The sequence below is a fragment of the Erythrobacter alti genome (genome assembly GCF_037996805.1).
Taxonomy (GTDB): domain Bacteria; phylum Pseudomonadota; class Alphaproteobacteria; order Sphingomonadales; family Sphingomonadaceae; genus Alteraurantiacibacter; species Alteraurantiacibacter alti.
The window spans coordinates 250,798-267,109 of the sequence record NZ_JBBNAX010000001.1 but is presented as its reverse complement, the minus strand read 5'-3'; the positions used below and the strand labels follow the sequence as shown (position 1 = coordinate 267,109).

At 60.9% G+C, this 16,312-nt stretch carries 13 protein-coding genes; 3 read left to right on the top strand and 10 right to left on the bottom strand.

Going from position 1 to position 16,312, the window contains the following annotated elements; genetic code table 11:
* Window positions 1-9 precede the first annotated feature (9 nt).
* From AAC850_RS01215 to AAC850_RS01200, 4 genes are all read right to left on the bottom strand, one after another.
* Window positions 10-879: a F0F1 ATP synthase subunit gamma gene (locus tag AAC850_RS01215; RefSeq protein ID WP_340586646.1), complete on the bottom strand. Its 870-nt coding sequence runs from the start codon at window positions 877-879 to the stop codon at window positions 10-12.
* 27 nt (window positions 880-906) lie between these two features.
* Window positions 907-2,436, bottom strand: coding sequence for a F0F1 ATP synthase subunit alpha (gene atpA / locus AAC850_RS01210; protein WP_340586643.1), 1,530 nt, complete (start codon window positions 2,434-2,436; stop codon window positions 907-909).
* A 23-nt stretch (window positions 2,437-2,459) separates the two neighbouring features.
* Window positions 2,460-3,023: a F0F1 ATP synthase subunit delta gene (locus AAC850_RS01205; RefSeq protein WP_340586640.1), complete on the bottom strand. Its 564-nt coding sequence runs from the start codon at window positions 3,021-3,023 to the stop codon at window positions 2,460-2,462.
* A 136-nt stretch (window positions 3,024-3,159) separates the two neighbouring features.
* A complete protein-coding gene (locus AAC850_RS01200; protein WP_340586637.1) occupies window positions 3,160-4,752 on the bottom strand; it encodes a trypsin-like peptidase domain-containing protein in 1,593 nt (530 codons plus the stop codon).
* A gap of 66 nt (window positions 4,753-4,818) precedes the next feature.
* On the opposite strand from AAC850_RS01200, the gene AAC850_RS01195 reads away from it, so the two are divergent.
* The 3 genes from AAC850_RS01195 (at window position 4,819) to AAC850_RS01185 (ending at window position 7,144) form a co-directional block, all read left to right on the top strand.
* Window positions 4,819-5,289, top strand: a complete 471-nt coding sequence (locus AAC850_RS01195) for a DUF1203 domain-containing protein (RefSeq protein WP_340586635.1) — start codon at window positions 4,819-4,821, stop codon at window positions 5,287-5,289.
* On the top strand, window positions 5,282-6,316 hold the full coding sequence (locus tag AAC850_RS01190) for a bifunctional transcriptional activator/DNA repair enzyme AdaA (protein ID WP_340586633.1): 1,035 nt from the start codon (window positions 5,282-5,284) through the stop codon (window positions 6,314-6,316). Before AAC850_RS01195 ends, AAC850_RS01190 begins: the two co-directional genes overlap by 8 nt.
* 75 nt (window positions 6,317-6,391) lie before the next feature.
* Entirely contained in the window at window positions 6,392-7,144 is a 753-nt protein-coding gene (locus AAC850_RS01185) for a CPBP family intramembrane glutamic endopeptidase (RefSeq protein WP_340586630.1), read from the top strand.
* 143 nt (window positions 7,145-7,287) lie between these two features.
* Here the strand turns inward: AAC850_RS01185 and AAC850_RS01180 are convergent, their stop codons facing one another.
* From AAC850_RS01180 to AAC850_RS01155, 6 genes are all read right to left on the bottom strand, one after another.
* A complete protein-coding gene (locus AAC850_RS01180; RefSeq protein WP_340586627.1) occupies window positions 7,288-8,862 on the bottom strand; it encodes a cryptochrome/photolyase family protein in 1,575 nt (524 codons plus the stop codon).
* A gap of 98 nt (window positions 8,863-8,960) precedes the next feature.
* A complete protein-coding gene (locus tag AAC850_RS01175) occupies window positions 8,961-10,592 on the bottom strand; it encodes a tetratricopeptide repeat protein (RefSeq protein WP_340586624.1) in 1,632 nt (543 codons plus the stop codon).
* Window positions 10,593-10,674: 82 nt separating this feature from the next.
* Entirely contained in the window at window positions 10,675-13,278 is a 2,604-nt protein-coding gene (gene metH / locus AAC850_RS01170) for a methionine synthase (RefSeq protein ID WP_340586622.1), read from the bottom strand.
* A 23-nt stretch (window positions 13,279-13,301) separates the two neighbouring features.
* Entirely contained in the window at window positions 13,302-14,348 is a 1,047-nt protein-coding gene (locus AAC850_RS01165; protein ID WP_340586619.1) for a homocysteine S-methyltransferase family protein, read from the bottom strand.
* Entirely contained in the window at window positions 14,345-15,286 is a 942-nt protein-coding gene (gene metF / locus AAC850_RS01160; RefSeq protein WP_340586617.1) for a methylenetetrahydrofolate reductase [NAD(P)H], read from the bottom strand. Before metF ends, AAC850_RS01165 begins: the two co-directional genes overlap by 4 nt.
* A complete protein-coding gene (locus AAC850_RS01155; protein WP_340586615.1) occupies window positions 15,283-16,260 on the bottom strand; it encodes an ArsR/SmtB family transcription factor in 978 nt (325 codons plus the stop codon). Before AAC850_RS01155 ends, metF begins: the two co-directional genes overlap by 4 nt.
* Window positions 16,261-16,312: the final 52 nt, after the last annotated feature.

The window sequence follows — 16,312 nt, the reverse complement described above, 5'->3', positions numbered from 1 at the left end:
ACGTCTCGTTTATAGGGCTTCTGCGCCGGCGATGATTTCAATCAGCTCGGTCGTGATCGCGGCCTGGCGGCTGCGGTTGTACTGGATGGTCAGCTTGTCGATCAGCTCGCCTGCGTTGCGCGTAGCATTGTCCATCGCGGTCATCGATGCACCTTGCTCCGAAGCCTCGCGTTCGAGCAGGGCACCGAACAGCTGGGTTTTCACGTAGCGCGGCAGCAGCTCGGCGAGGATTTCCTCCTCGTCCGGCTCATATTCAACCGCAGCATCCGATGCAGTCGATGTCTCTGGCGAGGGCACCGGCAGCAGCTGGACCGTGGTCGGATCCTGCGCCAGCGCGCTCTTGAAAGTCGGATAGATGAGGTGGGCGATATCGAATTCGCCCTTTTCGAACCGCTCTACCAGATCGTCTGCAATGGCTTCGGCTTCATCGAAACCGATATTGCGCACTTCCGACGTATCGAAATGATGCTCGATGCGGTCGGCATAGTCACGCTTGATTGGCGCGCGGCCTTTCTTGCCGACGAGGTAGAAAGACACGTCCTTGCCTTCGGCGATCATCGCCTTGGCCTGGAGCTTGGCTTCCTTGACGATGTTGGAGTTCAGGCCACCGCACAGGCCCTTGTCGGTGTTCACGACGACCAGCAGGTGCTTTTGCGAAGCACCGGTGCCGCGCAGCAGCAAGGGCGCACTGTCGCCGCTCACCTTGCTGGCGAGCGAGCCCATCACATCGGCAAGGCGGTTGGCGTATGGACGCGCAGCTTCGGCCGCAGCCTGCGCCTTGCGCAGCTTTGCAGCGGCGACCATTTGCTTGGCCTTGGTGATCTTCTGGGTCGATTTAACCGACCCGATCCGATCCTTGAGTTCCTTCAGCGAGGCCATATCGGCTCCCTAATCGTCTCTACAGGCTCAGGCGAACTGCTTGGCAAAAGCGTCAAGCGCGGCGACGGTCTTGTCCTTGGTGTCACCTTCGAACTTTGCGGTTTCACGGATTTCCGTCAGCACATCTGCGTGCTCGTTGCGCATGAAGCTGAGCATGGCCGCTTCATACTCGGTCACACGGTCCACCGCGACGTTATCGAGGTAACCGTTGGTACCGGCGAAGATCGACACGGTCTGCTCTTCGAACGGCATGGGCGAGAACTGCGGCTGCTTGAGCAGCTCGGTCAGGCGCGCACCGCGGTTAAGCAGTTTCTGAGTCGAGGCATCGAGGTCCGAACCGAACTGGGCGAAGGCCGCCATTTCGCGGTACTGCGCCAGCTCCAGCTTGATCGAGCCGGCCACCTTCTTCATCGCCTTGGTCTGGGCGGCACCGCCCACACGCGACACCGAGAGGCCGACGTTGATCGCCGGGCGGATGCCCTGGAAGAACAGGTCGGTTTCGAGGAAGATCTGGCCGTCGGTGATCGAGATCACGTTGGTCGGAATATAGGCCGACACGTCGCCTGCCTGCGTTTCGATGATCGGCAGCGCGGTCAGCGAACCGCCGCCATTATCTTCATTCATCTTCGCCGCACGTTCGAGCAGGCGAGAGTGGAGATAAAACACGTCACCGGGATAGGCTTCACGGCCCGGAGGACGACGCAGCAGCAGCGACATCTGGCGATAGGCAACAGCCTGCTTGGAAAGATCGTCATACACGATCACTGCGTGCATGCCGTTGTCGCGGAAGAACTCGCCCATGGCGCAACCGGTGTAGGGTGCGAGGTACTGCAGCGGAGCAGGTTCCGAAGCGGTTGCGGCCACGACGATGGAATATTCCATCGCGCCGTTTTCTTCGAGGCTCTTCACGATCTGCGCTACGGTCGAACGCTTCTGGCCGACGGCTACATAGATGCAGTAGAGCTTCTTGCTCTCGTCATCACCGGCATTCACGCCCTTCTGGTTGATGAAAGTGTCGATCGCGACAGCCGATTTACCGGTCTGACGGTCACCGATGATCAGCTCGCGCTGGCCACGACCGACAGGAACGAGGGCATCGATGGCCTTGAGACCGGTCTGCACGGGTTCGTGCACCGACTTACGCGGGATGATGCCCGGTGCCTTCACTTCAACGCGCTCACGCTTCACGTCGGTCAGTGGGCCCTTGCCGTCGATCGGGTTGCCCAGCGCGTCAACAACGCGGCCGAGCAGGCCCTTGCCGACGGGAACGTCCACGATGGTGCCGGTCCGCTTGACGGTGTCGCCTTCTTTGATGTTTGTGTCCGACCCGAAGATCACGACACCGACATTGTCGGCTTCCAGGTTCAGGGCCATGCCTTCGACGCCATTGGCGAACTTGACCATTTCACCGGCCTGCACCTTATCGAGGCCGTGGATACGGGCGATGCCGTCACCTACGGAGAGGACGGAGCCAACTTCGCTGACTTCGGCTTCGGTGCCGAAATTGGCGATCTGGTCCTTGATGACCTTGGAGATTTCTGCGGCGCGGATTTCCATGAGTGACCTTTCTATGCCGACGCTTAGGCGCCGGTGGCTTTCATAGCTTGTGCAAGAGAGTTGAGACGGGTGCGGATCGAGCTGTCTATACGCTGCGAACCGATGGTGACGACGAGCCCGCCCAGAAGGTCGGGATCGACGCGTGATTTGAGTTTGACCGTGCGGCCTTCGCGGGCGCGCAGCTTGCTTTCCAGCGTAGCGATCTGGTCATCGGTCAGCGCGTGGGCGCTGGCGACTTCGGCCTGCACTTCGCCGCGCTGGGCAGCGGCAATGGTGGCGAACGCACGGATCATGCCGGGAAGGGCGGAAACACGGCGGTTGTCGGAAAGCACGCCGAGGAAATTGCGCGTCAGTTCGGACAGGCCGAGATGAGCACCGATGCCATCCATCGCGCCTGCGATCTGGCTGCGGCTGATTTCCGGATTGCGGATCAGCGCGCGCAAGTCTTCCGATTCGGAAAGTGCAGCGTCGAGCCTGTCGAGATCGGACTCGACCGCAGTCACGGTCCCCGCCTCGCTGGCGAGATCGAAAAGGGCACTGGCATAACGTCCTGCCAGGCTTGCCTGAATACCGGCGGAAAGCTCCACGCGCGAAGGTCCTCTTAGGTCCGAGAAACGGAAAGAATCGATAGCAGAGGAAGTGGTTGCACAAAGCAGCGTTCCAAAGCTGGCGCGCGCCTAGCATCGGGTGACAGTGGATGCAACCCGCTGGGGCCGGTGTTGCCTACTCCGTTGGCAAATCGCCTGCCGATAAGGAGCATTGATAAACCAGCCGCTCGTTCGGGCGCGAAGGGAGCGCAGTGGTAATCGCGGACTGGTTTCCACCCAGAGCCCGGGCCGCCTCTTCGCCTGCTTCGCAACTGGGAGCCTGATAGGCGCCGCGCGCCGCTCTCGCATCGGTCATCGCTTCTCGCCCGAGCAAATAGCGCTCCATCACCAGTTCACCCGCCGCGGGGTCGAAACTGTTGATCGATACTGCCGCATCGCTTGCTGGCACGAGCACGCGCGTCCATTCGCCATTGTCGAGACCATATTGCGTGCGGCCGTCGACGCAGCCGCCTTCGTTCCAAGTAAACGTCATGTCTTCGGCGGGGTCGCCCACCACGCGGCTGCGCTGCGAATCAAGCGTGCAGGTATATTCTCCCGAAACGGAAGCCATCGGCGTGATCGCGCCGGTGTCGGGTTCTTCCATCTCTTCGCGCAAGCGGTCTTCCACCAGCGAATCGATATCCGCGAATGATGGTCGGGTGAACCATGCAACGCTGGCCCCCACCAGTGCGAGTACGGCGACCGCCCCGGAAGCTGCCCTCAGACGGTAATCCTTTTGGATATGCGCGAAAGTGGCCAAGCCGCCGGCTCCAGCGCCAACCAAGAGGAACAGGAAGGCAATCGCCAGCTTGGTATCGCGCGATTCCATCACCTCGTAAGTGACCAGGCGGCGGGTTTCCTCGGTACGCAGAGCTGCGGCGGCGGCGCGTTCGCGCGCAATCCGCTCCTGCGCCTCTCGTGCCGAAGTTTCGCGAGCGCGCTGTTCGGCGTCGAGGACTTCAAGGCTGCGGCATTCCGAAGAATTGAGTCGCGGGCTTACGTCATTGGCGCGCAGGAAGGGCAACAACTCGCGTGTAGAGATGGCGAAGAAGAATTCCGCATCCGATCCCTGGCTCTCCGCACCAAAGGAATTGACACCCAGAACCCTGCCGCACTGGTCGACCAATGGACCGCCGCTATTTCCGGCAGCAATAGGCGCAGTGTGCAACAGCGTATCGAATTCGCGGCTCGGCCTGCGACCGGAGAGGAAGCCTGTCGAAGTTACCGGAGGCTGCGCACGAAACATATCGCTGAACGAAAGGCCCTGTGCGCGGTCGACATTGAGCGGGTAGCCGATTGAGGTCACCGTACCGTTCTGCGACGGATTGCCCGCGATGGTAAGCGCCGGCAGGCCCAGCGGTTCGGTCGCCTCGAGCAGCGCCAGATCGTTTCGCGGGCTTACCGACACCAGCCGCGCATAGACCGCATTTTCGCCATCTGCCGGCACGATACCGATGGTGAGGCGATCATCCTCGATCGCCTCGCGCACGACATGGGCATTGGTGACAATCCGCTCTCGCCCGACCGCGAAGCCGGTTCCGTGCGAAACCGGAAACAACTGCTCCCCGTCGCGCCCGATGATGACAACGCGCACCACGCCGCGGCTGGCGGCTTCTATATCTGCGGGGTCAGCGAGCGCCGGATCCGGGCGCAGCGCGATGGCGGCGAGCAACAGGGCGAGAAAGGCGCAAAAGCGGGTCATCGCCATTCTCTCTACTGGCTGCGACATTGACCGCAAGCTTCGGGACGCGGCCGCGAGGGAATGGCAGTATCAAGGCGGCGAAGGAGCAAGAGCATGACCTATTGTATAAGTGGCCTCGATCCGGCGCAGTTCGCTTCGTATTTCGGGCTGGATGACAAGGCATTGGAAGACCACCGCGCGCGACGGATGACTGCAACCTCTGGCACCGGCTTTCCTTGCCGCGTCAGCCTGCATGATGCCGAAGAAGGCGAGGAGCTGCTGCTCATCAATCATGTGAATCATGACGTCGAGACGCCATACAGGAATGCCTTTGCAATTTATGTCCGCGCCAATGCCGGGGAGGCCGCGCGCTTCGTCGACGAGGTGCCGCCCGTCATGCAGGGGCGCCCGATCGCATTGCGCGGTTATACTGTTGGCGGAATGCTGGAAGCGGCGGAGCTTGCAATGCCGGACAAGGCGGACGAAACTATCCGGCAAATGCTCGACAACCCGCAAATCGCTTATATCGACGCGCACAACGCTGCTTACGGTTGCTTTGCCGCACGGGTGACGCGCCATGTCTGAACACGTTTTGACTGACGATGACCGCTGGCAGATCGCGCTTGCCAAGGACCGGCGGTTCGATGGCGTGTTTGTGACCGGCGTGCATTCGACCGGCATTTATTGCCGCCCGTCATGCCCCGCGCGCGCTCCAAATCGGGAGAATGTCCGGTTTTATCCCACGCCAGACATGGCGGAAGCAGCGGGGTTGCGGGCGTGCAAACGTTGCGCTCCCGACCAGCAGAGCCGCGAGGAAGCCGCAGTGCTGCAAGTTATCGGCATCCTGCGCGAGGCAAAGGAGCCGGTTTCGCTCGAGAAGCTGGGCGTGGTGACCGGCTATTCGCCGACCCACCTCCAACGCGTCTTCACCCGTGCCGTGGGTCTGTCCCCCGCAGCCTATGCCCGCGCATTGCGGCGGGAAAGAGTGGGAGAAGCACTGGGCGAGGAAAGTCGCGTGACCGATGCAATCTATGCGGCGGGCTATTCGGCACCGTCGCGCTTTTACGAGGACCGGAAAGGAATGGGCATGAGCGCCAGCGAGTGGAAGGACGGCGGGGCCGGACGCCAGGTGCATTGGAGCGTGATCGCCACCAGCCTTGGCGACATGCTCGTCGCGGCCACCGAAAAAGGTGTGTGCTGCCTGTCCTTCAACGAAGGCGAAGAGGAATTGCGGGCACGCTTCCCCAGGGCCAAGCTGCTCGAGGGCGGGGATGAATTTCGCGCGCTTTTCGAAAAAGTGACGCAAGCCGTCGAGCATCCGGGGACCGGGCGCGACATCCCGCTCGATGTGAAAGGCACCGCATTCCAGCAACGCTGCTGGCAGGCCTTGCGCGAGATACCTCCCGGGGAGACGCGGTCATACGGAGAGCAGGCAGCTGCGATCGGCAACCCCAAGGCCAGCCGCGCTGTGGGCAGCGCGAACGGCGCTAACAACATCGCCGTGCTTATCCCGTGCCACCGCGTGATCGCGGCAGACGGCTCGCTGGGCGGATATGCCTATGGCCTCGAGATCAAGAGCGAACTGCTCAAACGCGAGGAAAAGAGCGGCTAATATTCGATGCCACTTTTGCGCGCTTGCGTTGGTGCGACGCTGCCTGCACCTAAGGCCTAAGCAAAAGGGGTCGGCATGGATAGCGAAATACAGACAGAAAGCCGCTCGATGGCAAAGCGGATTTGGCAATTCCCGCTGGTCGCGATGATTGTCGGCCTCGTGCTGATCCTAGCTGCTGCGGCAGTCACATCCGTCATCGTCCGCTTCGTGATCGCTCCCAATCTCGACGGTCCGATCGTGGATATCCTTGCTGTTCTCCTGATCGTCACCCTGTGCGGGCTGACTTACAAATTGCTCGTCCGCAAGCTCGGCCCCAAGCAGCACGATGACTTGCCGCTCGATATGCGCGCTGTGCGCGATACGGCGGCGGGCTTCGGCCTTGGCGCAGTGCTGATCTCGGTTTGCGTGGGCCTGGCCGCCCTGGCGGGCGTTTATCGCATCACGGGGACAGACAATTTCGCGGATGGAGTCCAGATTATTTTCTGGTTCGGCATCTACGCAGGTTTTTTTGAAGAACTGGTGACGCGCGGCATCATCCTGCGTTGGCTTGAGGAGTTCGCCGGAAGCTGGATCGCTCTGGTGTTGAGCGCACTGATCTTCGGGTTCGGGCACGCGGCCAACGACAATGCGACAGTCTTCAGTTCGCTCGCCATCGCTATCGAGGCGGGTATCCTGCTCGGCGCTGCCTATATGCTCACGCGCTCGCTGTGGCTCGCCATCGGCATTCACGCCGGGTGGAACGTGGTGCAAGCGCTGTGGGATGTACCGGTATCCGGCAACCCGACCAGTGGCCCCATTGCCGCAACGCTGGATGGGCCGTGGCTGTAAGCAGGTGGCGGATTCGGGCTGGAGGCGACGATTTTCGCGTTGGTCGTAGCCACAGGGGCGGGCATCGGAATGCTCGTTCTGGCCTATCGCAGGGGCCGCATCGTCAAGCCGATGTGGAGCCGCAAGGGCGAGGCGATAACCGCCTACTGACCGCGCGCCCAGCCTTTGCCGGCCGGCTCCAACGTATCGAGTACCTCTTGCGCGCTGTCCAGGTATTCCGCCTGTTTCTGTTCGCCCATTCGGTCCCATGTCGAATAGATTCGGCCAATGCGGGGGTTGCTTTCCAGTCTGTCACGATGGCGGTGCATGAAGTGCCAATATAGCGGGTTGAACGGGCAGGCGCCTTCGCACGTCTTGATGGACGGCGAATAGGTGCATTCCTTGCAGTAATCGCTCATCTTGTTGATGTAATTGCCGCTCGCTGCATAGGGCTTGGAGGCGAGTTTGCCGCCATCGGCATAGAGGATCATCGCCGCCACGTTGGGCAATTCGACCCATTCATAGGCATCGGCATAGACCACCAGATACCAGTCCTGCACTTGTTGCGGATCGAGTCCGGCCAGCAGCGCGAAATTGCCGAGCACCATCAACCGCTGGATGTGATGGGCGTGGGCATTGTCGCGCGTGGAACGCACGCAATCGGCCATGCAGCGCATCTCGGTTTCCCCGGTCCAGTAAAATTCGGGGAGCGGGCGGTGGGCATCCAGCGCATTGTCGGTCTGCAAACCGGGCATGAAGTGCCAGTAGAACCCGCGCACATATTCACGCCAACCGATAAGCTGCCGGATGAAACCCTCAACGGAGTTCAGCGGGGCCTTGCCATCCTTGAAAGCTGCTTCGGCGCGCTGGCACAGTTCGAGCGGATCGAGCAGGCCAAGATTGATGCTGGTCGACAGCATCGAATGCCACAGATCGTCCTCGCCATGGACCATCGCATCCTGATAATCGCCGAACTTGCCCAGCCGTTCTTCGAAAAAAGCGTCGGCGGCCAATTCAGCTTCTTCGCGGGTGACGGGCCAGCCGAAATTGTCGAGTGATCCGAAATGGTCGCCGAACTTCTCTTCGACCAGCGCGATGACTTCGTTGGTGATCGCGTCCGGTTCGAACAGCGGCCGCTCGGGTGCGTCCATCTCGCCTTTGGGCGGCTTGCGGTTCTGCTGGTCGTAGTTCCATTCCCCGCCAACCGGCTTGCCGTCCGGCTCCATCAGCAGGCCGGTCTTGCGGCGCATTTCGCGGTAGAAATGTTCCATGCGCAATGTCTTGCGATCTTCGGCCCATTCGCGGAATTCGCCGATGCTGGAGATAAAGCGGTCGTCCGTCAGGATCTCGACCGGGCAATCGAACTTGTCGGGCCATTCCTCGATCGCCTGCTGAACGCGCCATTCGCCTGCCTCGACGACGCGGATTGCGCGTGGCTCGTGCCGTTCCGCCGCGCGGGCGACTTCGCCGGTGAAGCTGTGGGCATTATCCGGATCGGTAAGCCTGACATAATCGACCTGCCATCCGGCATCGCGCAATTCGGCGGCGAAATGACGCATGGCGGAAAAGATCAGCGCGATCTTCTGCTTATGGTGTCTGACGTAGGTCGCCTCGTCCCACACCTCCATCATCAGGATGACGGTATCATCCTTGGTCCGGCCCCAGATCGAAGCAAGGTCGCGGGTCAGCTGGTCGCCCAGGACGGGTACGAGAACGGGGCTGCGGTTTTCTCTGGGCATAGCTTACCAAATGACAGCGGGCGGCATGCGGTTCCTGCCCATGAAGAGCGAGGAGCGCACACCGCCCGCAAATTTGGAGACTTAACGGTCAGTTGTGATCAGTCGTCGAGTTCGCAGCCGAATTCTTCAACCTCGGCTTCGAATTCCTCTCGATCGGCTTCACGCTCTTCATCAGTCAGGACTTTACCTGGATGATCAGGGAGAGCTGATTCCAGAAGCCGGTCCGGCTCGCCTTCTTCCAGTAGTGTAAATTTCGCTCGGTTCACACATGCCTGTCGACCGTTGCCCATGACATATTCAGCGCCAACGATGCGAGCATCTGCGACACGATCCACTGTTAGCAGCCAGTGTACAATTGCTTGCCTGATGCCACTATCAAAGCGGCCCAGGGCGAAGGCTTCTTCAAGCGCGGCGGATGCGTTGTCTGTCATGTCGGCTTCTGGGTCGAGAAGATGCGACATGTAAAAGCCATAGAGCGGGTATGGATGATCGATCTCCATCCGATTTGCCGCAGCAAAGAGCCTGCGCGCTTCTGCAAATTGCGAAGGGTCTTCGTATGAACGACGCAGTGCAACGTCTGCGAGATAAATCGTCGCCTCCGTTGATTGCGCATCTATCGCCAGCACGCGTTGTGCCAATGCTTCGGCTTCGTCGTAGTTTCGCGCATCAAACTCGGCTTCGGTGGCGGCCAATAGTACAGCCGCACTGTCGGGGTATTCTGCAACTAGCCGACGAGCATCGGCGACCAGCTTTTCAGCTCCCTCCTCGTCAACTCCGCGCTTGGAGGTGATCATCAATTCCATTCGCGCTGCTTCGTCTTCCGTCAGACGACGAATATCGACTTGCGGATCGGCATTTACCGCGTGAGGAACGCGAAGAGGGCGTGCGGCCCCCTGCCGAAATTCTTCGAGCTCTTCGTGCAAGACTTCGAGGTCCCCGAACGCGATCTCAGCAGCTACCATCGGAGGATTTCCCCCGAGCAAAGCATTGAGATATGTCCCCATTTGTCCGCGACGTTCTGCATTCAAGTTAAGGTGGCTCGCAAGCAGCCAACCATGTGCATAATCGCGCTCTGTCGCCCGCCCGGCCAGCCTTCCCGGGCGATCGAACATTTCCTCGAGGTCTATTGATTGCGTCGCGAGAAACGGGCTCCGCACCGTGGGAACTTTGCCGATGACGAAATTATCATCGTTGAATTCGACGTTGGAAAACAGCTCCGCAAAGCCTTCAGTGTACCAGAGTGGATATGGCGCATCGCGATACTGGTACATGAAATAGTGCACATATTCGTGGAAAAGGACTGCTTTGGGGTCGAGCTGCAGTTCGCGCGGCAAGCCACCGCTTGTGCTGCGTGTCCGGCGGCGGTTGAGCTGCCGGGGCACGAAAGCGACCGAACCCGTTGCGCGCGGAATGAAGAAACCGCCAATACCGGTATTAAGATTTCCCGCTGCCAACGCAGACATGTCACGTGTTTCACCAAAGCGGAAAACGGTGACTTTAGCGGACCTCGGGAAGTAATCTTCGCCAAGGCCAACACCCGTCATGATGCGGAGCACTTCGTCGAGTCGTTCCAGATCCTGCACAAACTCGAGCGTGTCTTGCTCGGAATCCTCGGAATAGAGGATAAAGTGGTTACTTTCCGCCCGGTACCAGTCCCGCGCCTGTGCGTCGTTCGTGGTGATGAATGTGAAGATGAATAGCGATGCAAATGCAAAAAATGCGCGAACCATTGTGCCAGTGCCCGTCCCGTTAGCTATCTGGAGATGGCTGCACTTGTAACCAGTTGACCGCTTCGTGCAAGTGCAGGGCGGGTTAGTCCAGATTGGGCCGCAGCCAGCGTTCGGCCTCTTCCAGCGGCATGTCGCGCCTTGCTGCGTAATTCTCGAGCTGGTCACGGCCGATCCGCGCAACACCGAAATAGCTCGATTGCGGATGGCCGAAATACAGCCCGCTCACAGCGCTGGTGGGCAGCATGGCGCAGCTTTCGGTCAGCTCCATTCCCGCGTTCGCTTCCGCGCCAAGCAGGTCGAACAGGATCGGCTTGAGCGAATGATCGGGGCAGGCCGGATAGCCGGGCGCGGGGCGGATTCCGGCATATTCCTCGCGGATCAGATCGGCGTTAATGAGGGTCTCGTCGGGTGCGTAGCCCCACAGCGTGGTGCGCACATGCTGGTGCAGGCGCTCGGCAAGGGCTTCGGCGAAGCGATCAGCCAGTGCCTTGAGCAGGATGTCGGAATAGTCGTCAGTATCAGCGCGGAAACGCTCCAGATGCGGCTCGATGCCGTGGATGGCGACGGCGAAGCCACCTATCCAGTCGCCTGCGGGGTCGATGAAGTCGGTCAGGCAGTAATTGGCGCGGTCGCGCGATTTGGCGACTTGCTGGCGCAGCATGGGAAGCAGCGTGCCGTCGTCGAGCCGGATATCGTCATCCTCGCGCTTGCATGGCCAGAAACCACATACCGCCTTGGCGGTCAGCCATTTTTCGCTGACGATCTGTTCCAGCATGGCATCGGCATCGGCCTTCAGCGCGCGGGCGCTTTCGCCCACGATTTCGTCGTCGAGGATTGCCGGATAGGTGCCAGCCAGTTCCCAGCTGCGGAAGAATGGCGTCCAGTCGAACACTTCGGTCAAATCCGCCAAATCCCAGTCTTCGAATATGTGCACGCCTGGCTGCGCTGGGGCAGGTGCTTTTCGAGCGAGGTCGGGCTTGAAAGAATTGGCACGCGCTTCGTCCAGCGTCAGCAGCTTGCTGGCAGTCTTGCCCGCACGCTTGTCGCGCATGACCTGGTATTCGTCAGCCGTCGCGGCGACGAGATCATCCTTCTGCGTGTCCGACAGCAATCGGCTCGCAACACCGACCGCGCGGCTGGCGTCGAGTACGTGCAGCACCGGACCATCGAAAGCGGGGTCGATCTTGAGCGCGGTGTGCAGCCGGCTGGTCGTTGCGCCGCCGATCAGCAGCGGCAGATCAAGACCTGCGCGCTGCATTTCCTCGGCCACCGTCACCATTTCGTCCAGCGAGGGTGTGATGAGGCCCGACAGGCCGATGATATCGGCGTTTTCCTCGCGGGCGGTGTCGATGATCGTGGACCACGGCACCATGACGCCAAGGTCGATCACTTCATAACCGTTACATTGCAGAACGACGCCGACGATATTCTTGCCGATATCGTGCACGTCGCCCTTCACGGTTGCCATGACGATCTTGCCCTTGGCCTTGCGATCCTCGGGCGCGAGCTTGTCCTTCTCGGCTTCGATAAAGGGGATGAGATGCGCGACGGCCTTCTTCATGACGCGGGCGGATTTCACCACCTGCGGCAGGAACATCTTGCCGCTGCCGAACAGGTCGCCAACGACATTCATGCCGTCCATCAATGGCCCTTCGATCACCTCGATGGGACGATCCGCGCTCTGGCGCGCTTCTTCAGTATCTTCGACGATATGTGCGTCGATCCCTTTGACCAGCGCATATTCAAGCCGCTTGGTGACGGGCAGGGCGCGCCATTCTGCCGCTGCCTTCTCGTCCTTTTCGGTCGAGCCGCGATAACTTTCCGCAAGGTCGACCAACCGCTCGGAAGCATCAGGGCGGCGGGCGAGGATCACGTCCTCGCACAATTCGCGCAATTGCGGGTCGATTGCGTCATAGACATCGAGCTGGCCCGCGTTGACGATCGCCATGTCGAGCCCGGCGGGGATCGCATGGTAGAGGAACACCGAATGCATCGCGCGACGCACCGTCTCGTTCCCGCGGAAGCTGAAGGAGAGGTTGGAGAGGCCGCCGCTGGTCTTGGCATGCGGGCAGCGCGACTTGATCTCCGCCACGGCCTCGAGAAAATCAAGCCCGTAGCGATCATGTTCGGCAATGCCGGTGGCGACGGCAAAGATGTTGGGATCGAAAATGATGTCCTCGGGTGGAAAGCCGATCCCGGTTAGCAGCTCATAAGCGCGCGAGCAGATTTCGACCTTGCGTTCCTTCGTGTCGGCCTGGCCGGTCTCGTCGAACGCCATGACTACCACGGCTGCGCCGTAATCGCGGCACTTTCGCGCCTGTTCGAGAAACTGCTCCTCGCCTTCCTTCATGCTGATCGAATTGACGATGGGCTTGCCCGAAACGCATTTCAGCCCGGCCTCGATCACTTCCCATTTGGAACTGTCGATCATGATCGGCACGCGCGCTATGTCGGGTTCGGCGGCGATCAGCTTAAGGTAGGTGGTCATCGCCTCGACCGCGTCGAGCAGGCCTTCATCCATGTTTATATCGATGATCTGCGCGCCGTTCTCGACCTGCTGGCGTGCGACTTCGACCGCCGTCGCATAATCGCCGCCCATGATGAGCTTCTTGAACCGGGCAGAGCCGGTGACATTGGTGCGCTCGCCGATATTGACGAAGGTCGCGGTCTGGGGTTGGTCGGTCATATTCTCTACTGAAATTAGGTTGATCAGGCGGCGATCGTGAAGGATTCGAGGCCTGCCAGCCGCATCTTGGTGCATTTTTCCGGAATTGCGCGCGGGGCCAGTCCGGCAACGCGGCTCGCCATGGCGGCGATGTGGTCAGGTGTCGAGCCGCAGCAGCCGCCGATGATGTTGACGCGGCCGTTGTCAGCCCAATCGCCGATGAGGCCTGCGGTTGTCTCGGGTTGCTCGTCATATTCGCCCAGTTCGTTGGGCAGGCCGGCGTTAGGGTAGACCATCAGCAAGGTATCGGCGATGCCTGACAAGTGCTGCACATGGGGGCGCAACTGGTCGGCGCCGAAGCTGCAATTGAGCCCGATGGTCACCGGATTGGCGTGGCGCACCGCGTTCCAGAACGCCTCCACCGTATGACCCGAGAGATTACGTCCCGACAAATCGGTAAGCGTCATCGAAAGCATGATCGGCACATCACGGTTCAATCTGTCCGACAAATGGCGAACCGCCATCACGCCTGCCTTGGCGTTAAGCGTGTCGAAGATGGTCTCGATCAGGATAAAGTCCGCGCCGCCCTCGACCAGCGCCTCCGTCTGTTCGAGATACACCTGCGTCAGATAATCGAAATCGATTTCGCGGAAGCCGGGGTCCTCGACATCGGGGCTGAGCGAGAGGGTCTTGTTGGTCGGGCCGATGGCTCCTGCAACAAAGCGCGGGCGACCATCGCGCTCGGCAAATTCATCGGCGATTTCGCGCGCGATGCGGGCCGATGCGACGTTGATCTCGCGCACCAGTCCCTCGGCGGCATAATCGGCTTGGCTGATGCGGTTGGCGGAGAAGGTGTTGGTCGAGACGATATCCGATCCGGCGTCGAGATAAGCGCGAGTCACATCGGCAATCACATCGGGCCGCGTCAGGGCGAGAATGTCGTTATTGCCCTTCTGGTCCGCGTTCAGTCCAAGGTCGCCCGCGAAATCATCCTCGGACAGACGACGGTTCTGGATCTGCGTCCCGAATGCACCATCGGCGATCAGGATGCGCTTGGCGGCTTCCTGCTGCAATTGTTCACGCGCACTCATGATGACTTCTCCAGGGGGCGGCGGCCAAGCAGGTGGCAAATGGCATAGGCCAGGTCGGCGCGGTTGAGGGTGTAGAAATGGAACTGGCGTACCCCGCCGGCATATAGGCGGCGGCACAGTTCTGCAGCCACGGTCGCGGCGACCAGTTGGCGCGAGGCGGGTCGTTCGTCGAGCCCCTCGAACAACCCGTCCATCCAGTCGGGAATCACAGCGCCGCATTGTCCGGCAAATTTGCGCGCCTGCGCCACATTGGTGACCGGCAGGATGCCCGGGACCATTGGCGCTTCGATACCGGCGGCGCGGCATTTCTCGGTAAAGTCGAAGAACGTTTCAGCCGCAAAGAAAAACTGGCTGATGCCGCGCGTCGCGCCCGCGTCGATCTTGCGCTTGAGATTGTCGAGATCGGCTTGCGGACAGTCGGCGTCGGGATGGGTTTCAGGATAGGCCGCGACCGAAATCTCGAAATCGGCAACTTCCTTCAACCCGCTGACCAGTTCGGCTGCATTGTTGTAGCCATCGGGATGCGGAACGAAGGGAGCGCCCGGCTCGCCGGCATCACCGCGCAGCGCGACAATATGGCGCACACCTGCTTCCCAATAGGCTTCTGCAATCTTCTGCGTTTCCGCCTTGCTGGCATCGACACAGGTGAGATGGGCGGCAGCCGGAATGCCCGCTTCGCTGATCAGCCGCGCAACGGTGTTGTGCGTGCGTTCGCGCGTGGAACCGCCCGCGCCATAGGTGACGCTGACAAATTCGGGCGCAAGCGGGGCAAGCTGCTGCACGGCCTCCCACAATTTCTCTTCCATCTTCTCGGTCTTGGGGGGGAAGAATTCGAAGCTCACGGCAATATCGCCCGGCAAACCGCTGAAAAGCGGCGTGTCATGTGCGGTGCGCTGTTCGTGCGCGGGATCGAGGCAATCGGCGGTCTGCACGCTCATGAGGCGGCCTTTCGGGTATCGGGAGCGGATGAAGGATGGGTCTGGCGCGTTGCCGCCCAGATTTTGACGGTGAGTTCGCGGCCGGGCACTTCGACAGGCTCGGCGGGATCGAAGCCGGCTTCTCTGAGCAGCTTCTCCATCGCCGCGTCCGCAAAGCCGAGGCGCGCATGGGCGTGGCGTTCGCGCAGTTCGTCCCGTTCGTGGCGGGCAAGGTCGACCACCGCGATGCGGCCTCCGGGACGAGTCACCCGTGCCGCTTCGCGCAGGGCGAGTGCGGGGTCCTGCGCAAAGTGCAGCACCTGGTGCAGCAGCACCGTATCGAAATGATGCGCGGGGAAGGGCAGGTCGGTGAAGTCGCCTTGCTGCAGTTCGACCTTGTCCGGTCCCAATCCTTGAAGCCGGGCGCGGGCGACGCGCAGCATGTCGAGGCTCTTGTCGAGCGCCACGATATTGTCAGCATGAGGGGCCAGCAATTCGGCGATGCGGCCGGTGCCGGTGCCGATATCCAGCAGTCGCCCGGGCGGGGTATCGCCCAGCACCTCGAGCAAGGCCTGCTCACTGGCCTTTTCCGGCCCGTGGATCTCGCGCAGCGCATCCCACTCGTCAGCATGGCGGGCGAAATAGCGATCAGCCTCGACCTCGCGCGCGGCGCGGATGGTGGCAAGGCGGGTGCGATCGGCATCGGCCTGTTCGGCCAGCGTCGCATCCTCGCGCTCGCCCAGTGCCAGCAGGCGGGCAAGGGCATCGCCCATTGCGGAATGCGCCACTTCGCGCAGGAAAACCGAATTGCCTTCACGCCGCCGCTCGATCAGTCCGGCATCGACCAGCCGGGCAACATGTTGCGAAACGCGCGGCTGACTCTGGCCAAGCACTTGCGCGATCTCTCCAACCGACAATTCCATCTGCGCAATCAGACGCATCACGCGCAAGCGTGACGCATCGGAAAGGGCGCGAAAGGCGGGTTCGAGCTGCATGGACATAAGCATATAACAAAATTGTTATATGGCTAGCGAAAATGCGGTTTCT

Excerpts from the sequence above, each read along its gene's own strand:
- AAC850_RS01215 (WP_340586646.1), bottom strand. The coding sequence starts at position 879 with ATGGCCTCGCTGAAGGAACTCAAGGATCGGATCGGGTCGGTTAAATCG.
- atpA (WP_340586643.1), bottom strand. The coding sequence starts at position 2,436 with ATGGAAATCCGCGCCGCAGAAATCTCCAAGGTCATCAAGGACCAGATC.
- AAC850_RS01200 (WP_340586637.1), bottom strand. The coding sequence starts at position 4,752 with ATGTCGCAGCCAGTAGAGAGAATGGCGATGACCCGCTTTTGCGCCTTT.
- AAC850_RS01195 (WP_340586635.1), top strand. The coding sequence starts at position 4,819 with ATGACCTATTGTATAAGTGGCCTCGATCCGGCGCAGTTCGCTTCGTAT.
- AAC850_RS01190 (WP_340586633.1), top strand. The coding sequence starts at position 5,282 with ATGTCTGAACACGTTTTGACTGACGATGACCGCTGGCAGATCGCGCTT.
- AAC850_RS01185 (WP_340586630.1), top strand. The coding sequence starts at position 6,392 with ATGGATAGCGAAATACAGACAGAAAGCCGCTCGATGGCAAAGCGGATT.
- AAC850_RS01180 (WP_340586627.1), bottom strand. The coding sequence starts at position 8,862 with ATGCCCAGAGAAAACCGCAGCCCCGTTCTCGTACCCGTCCTGGGCGAC.
- AAC850_RS01175 (WP_340586624.1), bottom strand. The coding sequence starts at position 10,592 with ATGGTTCGCGCATTTTTTGCATTTGCATCGCTATTCATCTTCACATTC.
- metH (WP_340586622.1), bottom strand. The coding sequence starts at position 13,278 with ATGACCGACCAACCCCAGACCGCGACCTTCGTCAATATCGGCGAGCGC.
- AAC850_RS01165 (WP_340586619.1), bottom strand. The coding sequence starts at position 14,348 with ATGAGTGCGCGTGAACAATTGCAGCAGGAAGCCGCCAAGCGCATCCTG.
- metF (WP_340586617.1), bottom strand. The coding sequence starts at position 15,286 with ATGAGCGTGCAGACCGCCGATTGCCTCGATCCCGCGCACGAACAGCGC.
- AAC850_RS01155 (WP_340586615.1), bottom strand. The coding sequence starts at position 16,260 with ATGCAGCTCGAACCCGCCTTTCGCGCCCTTTCCGATGCGTCACGCTTG.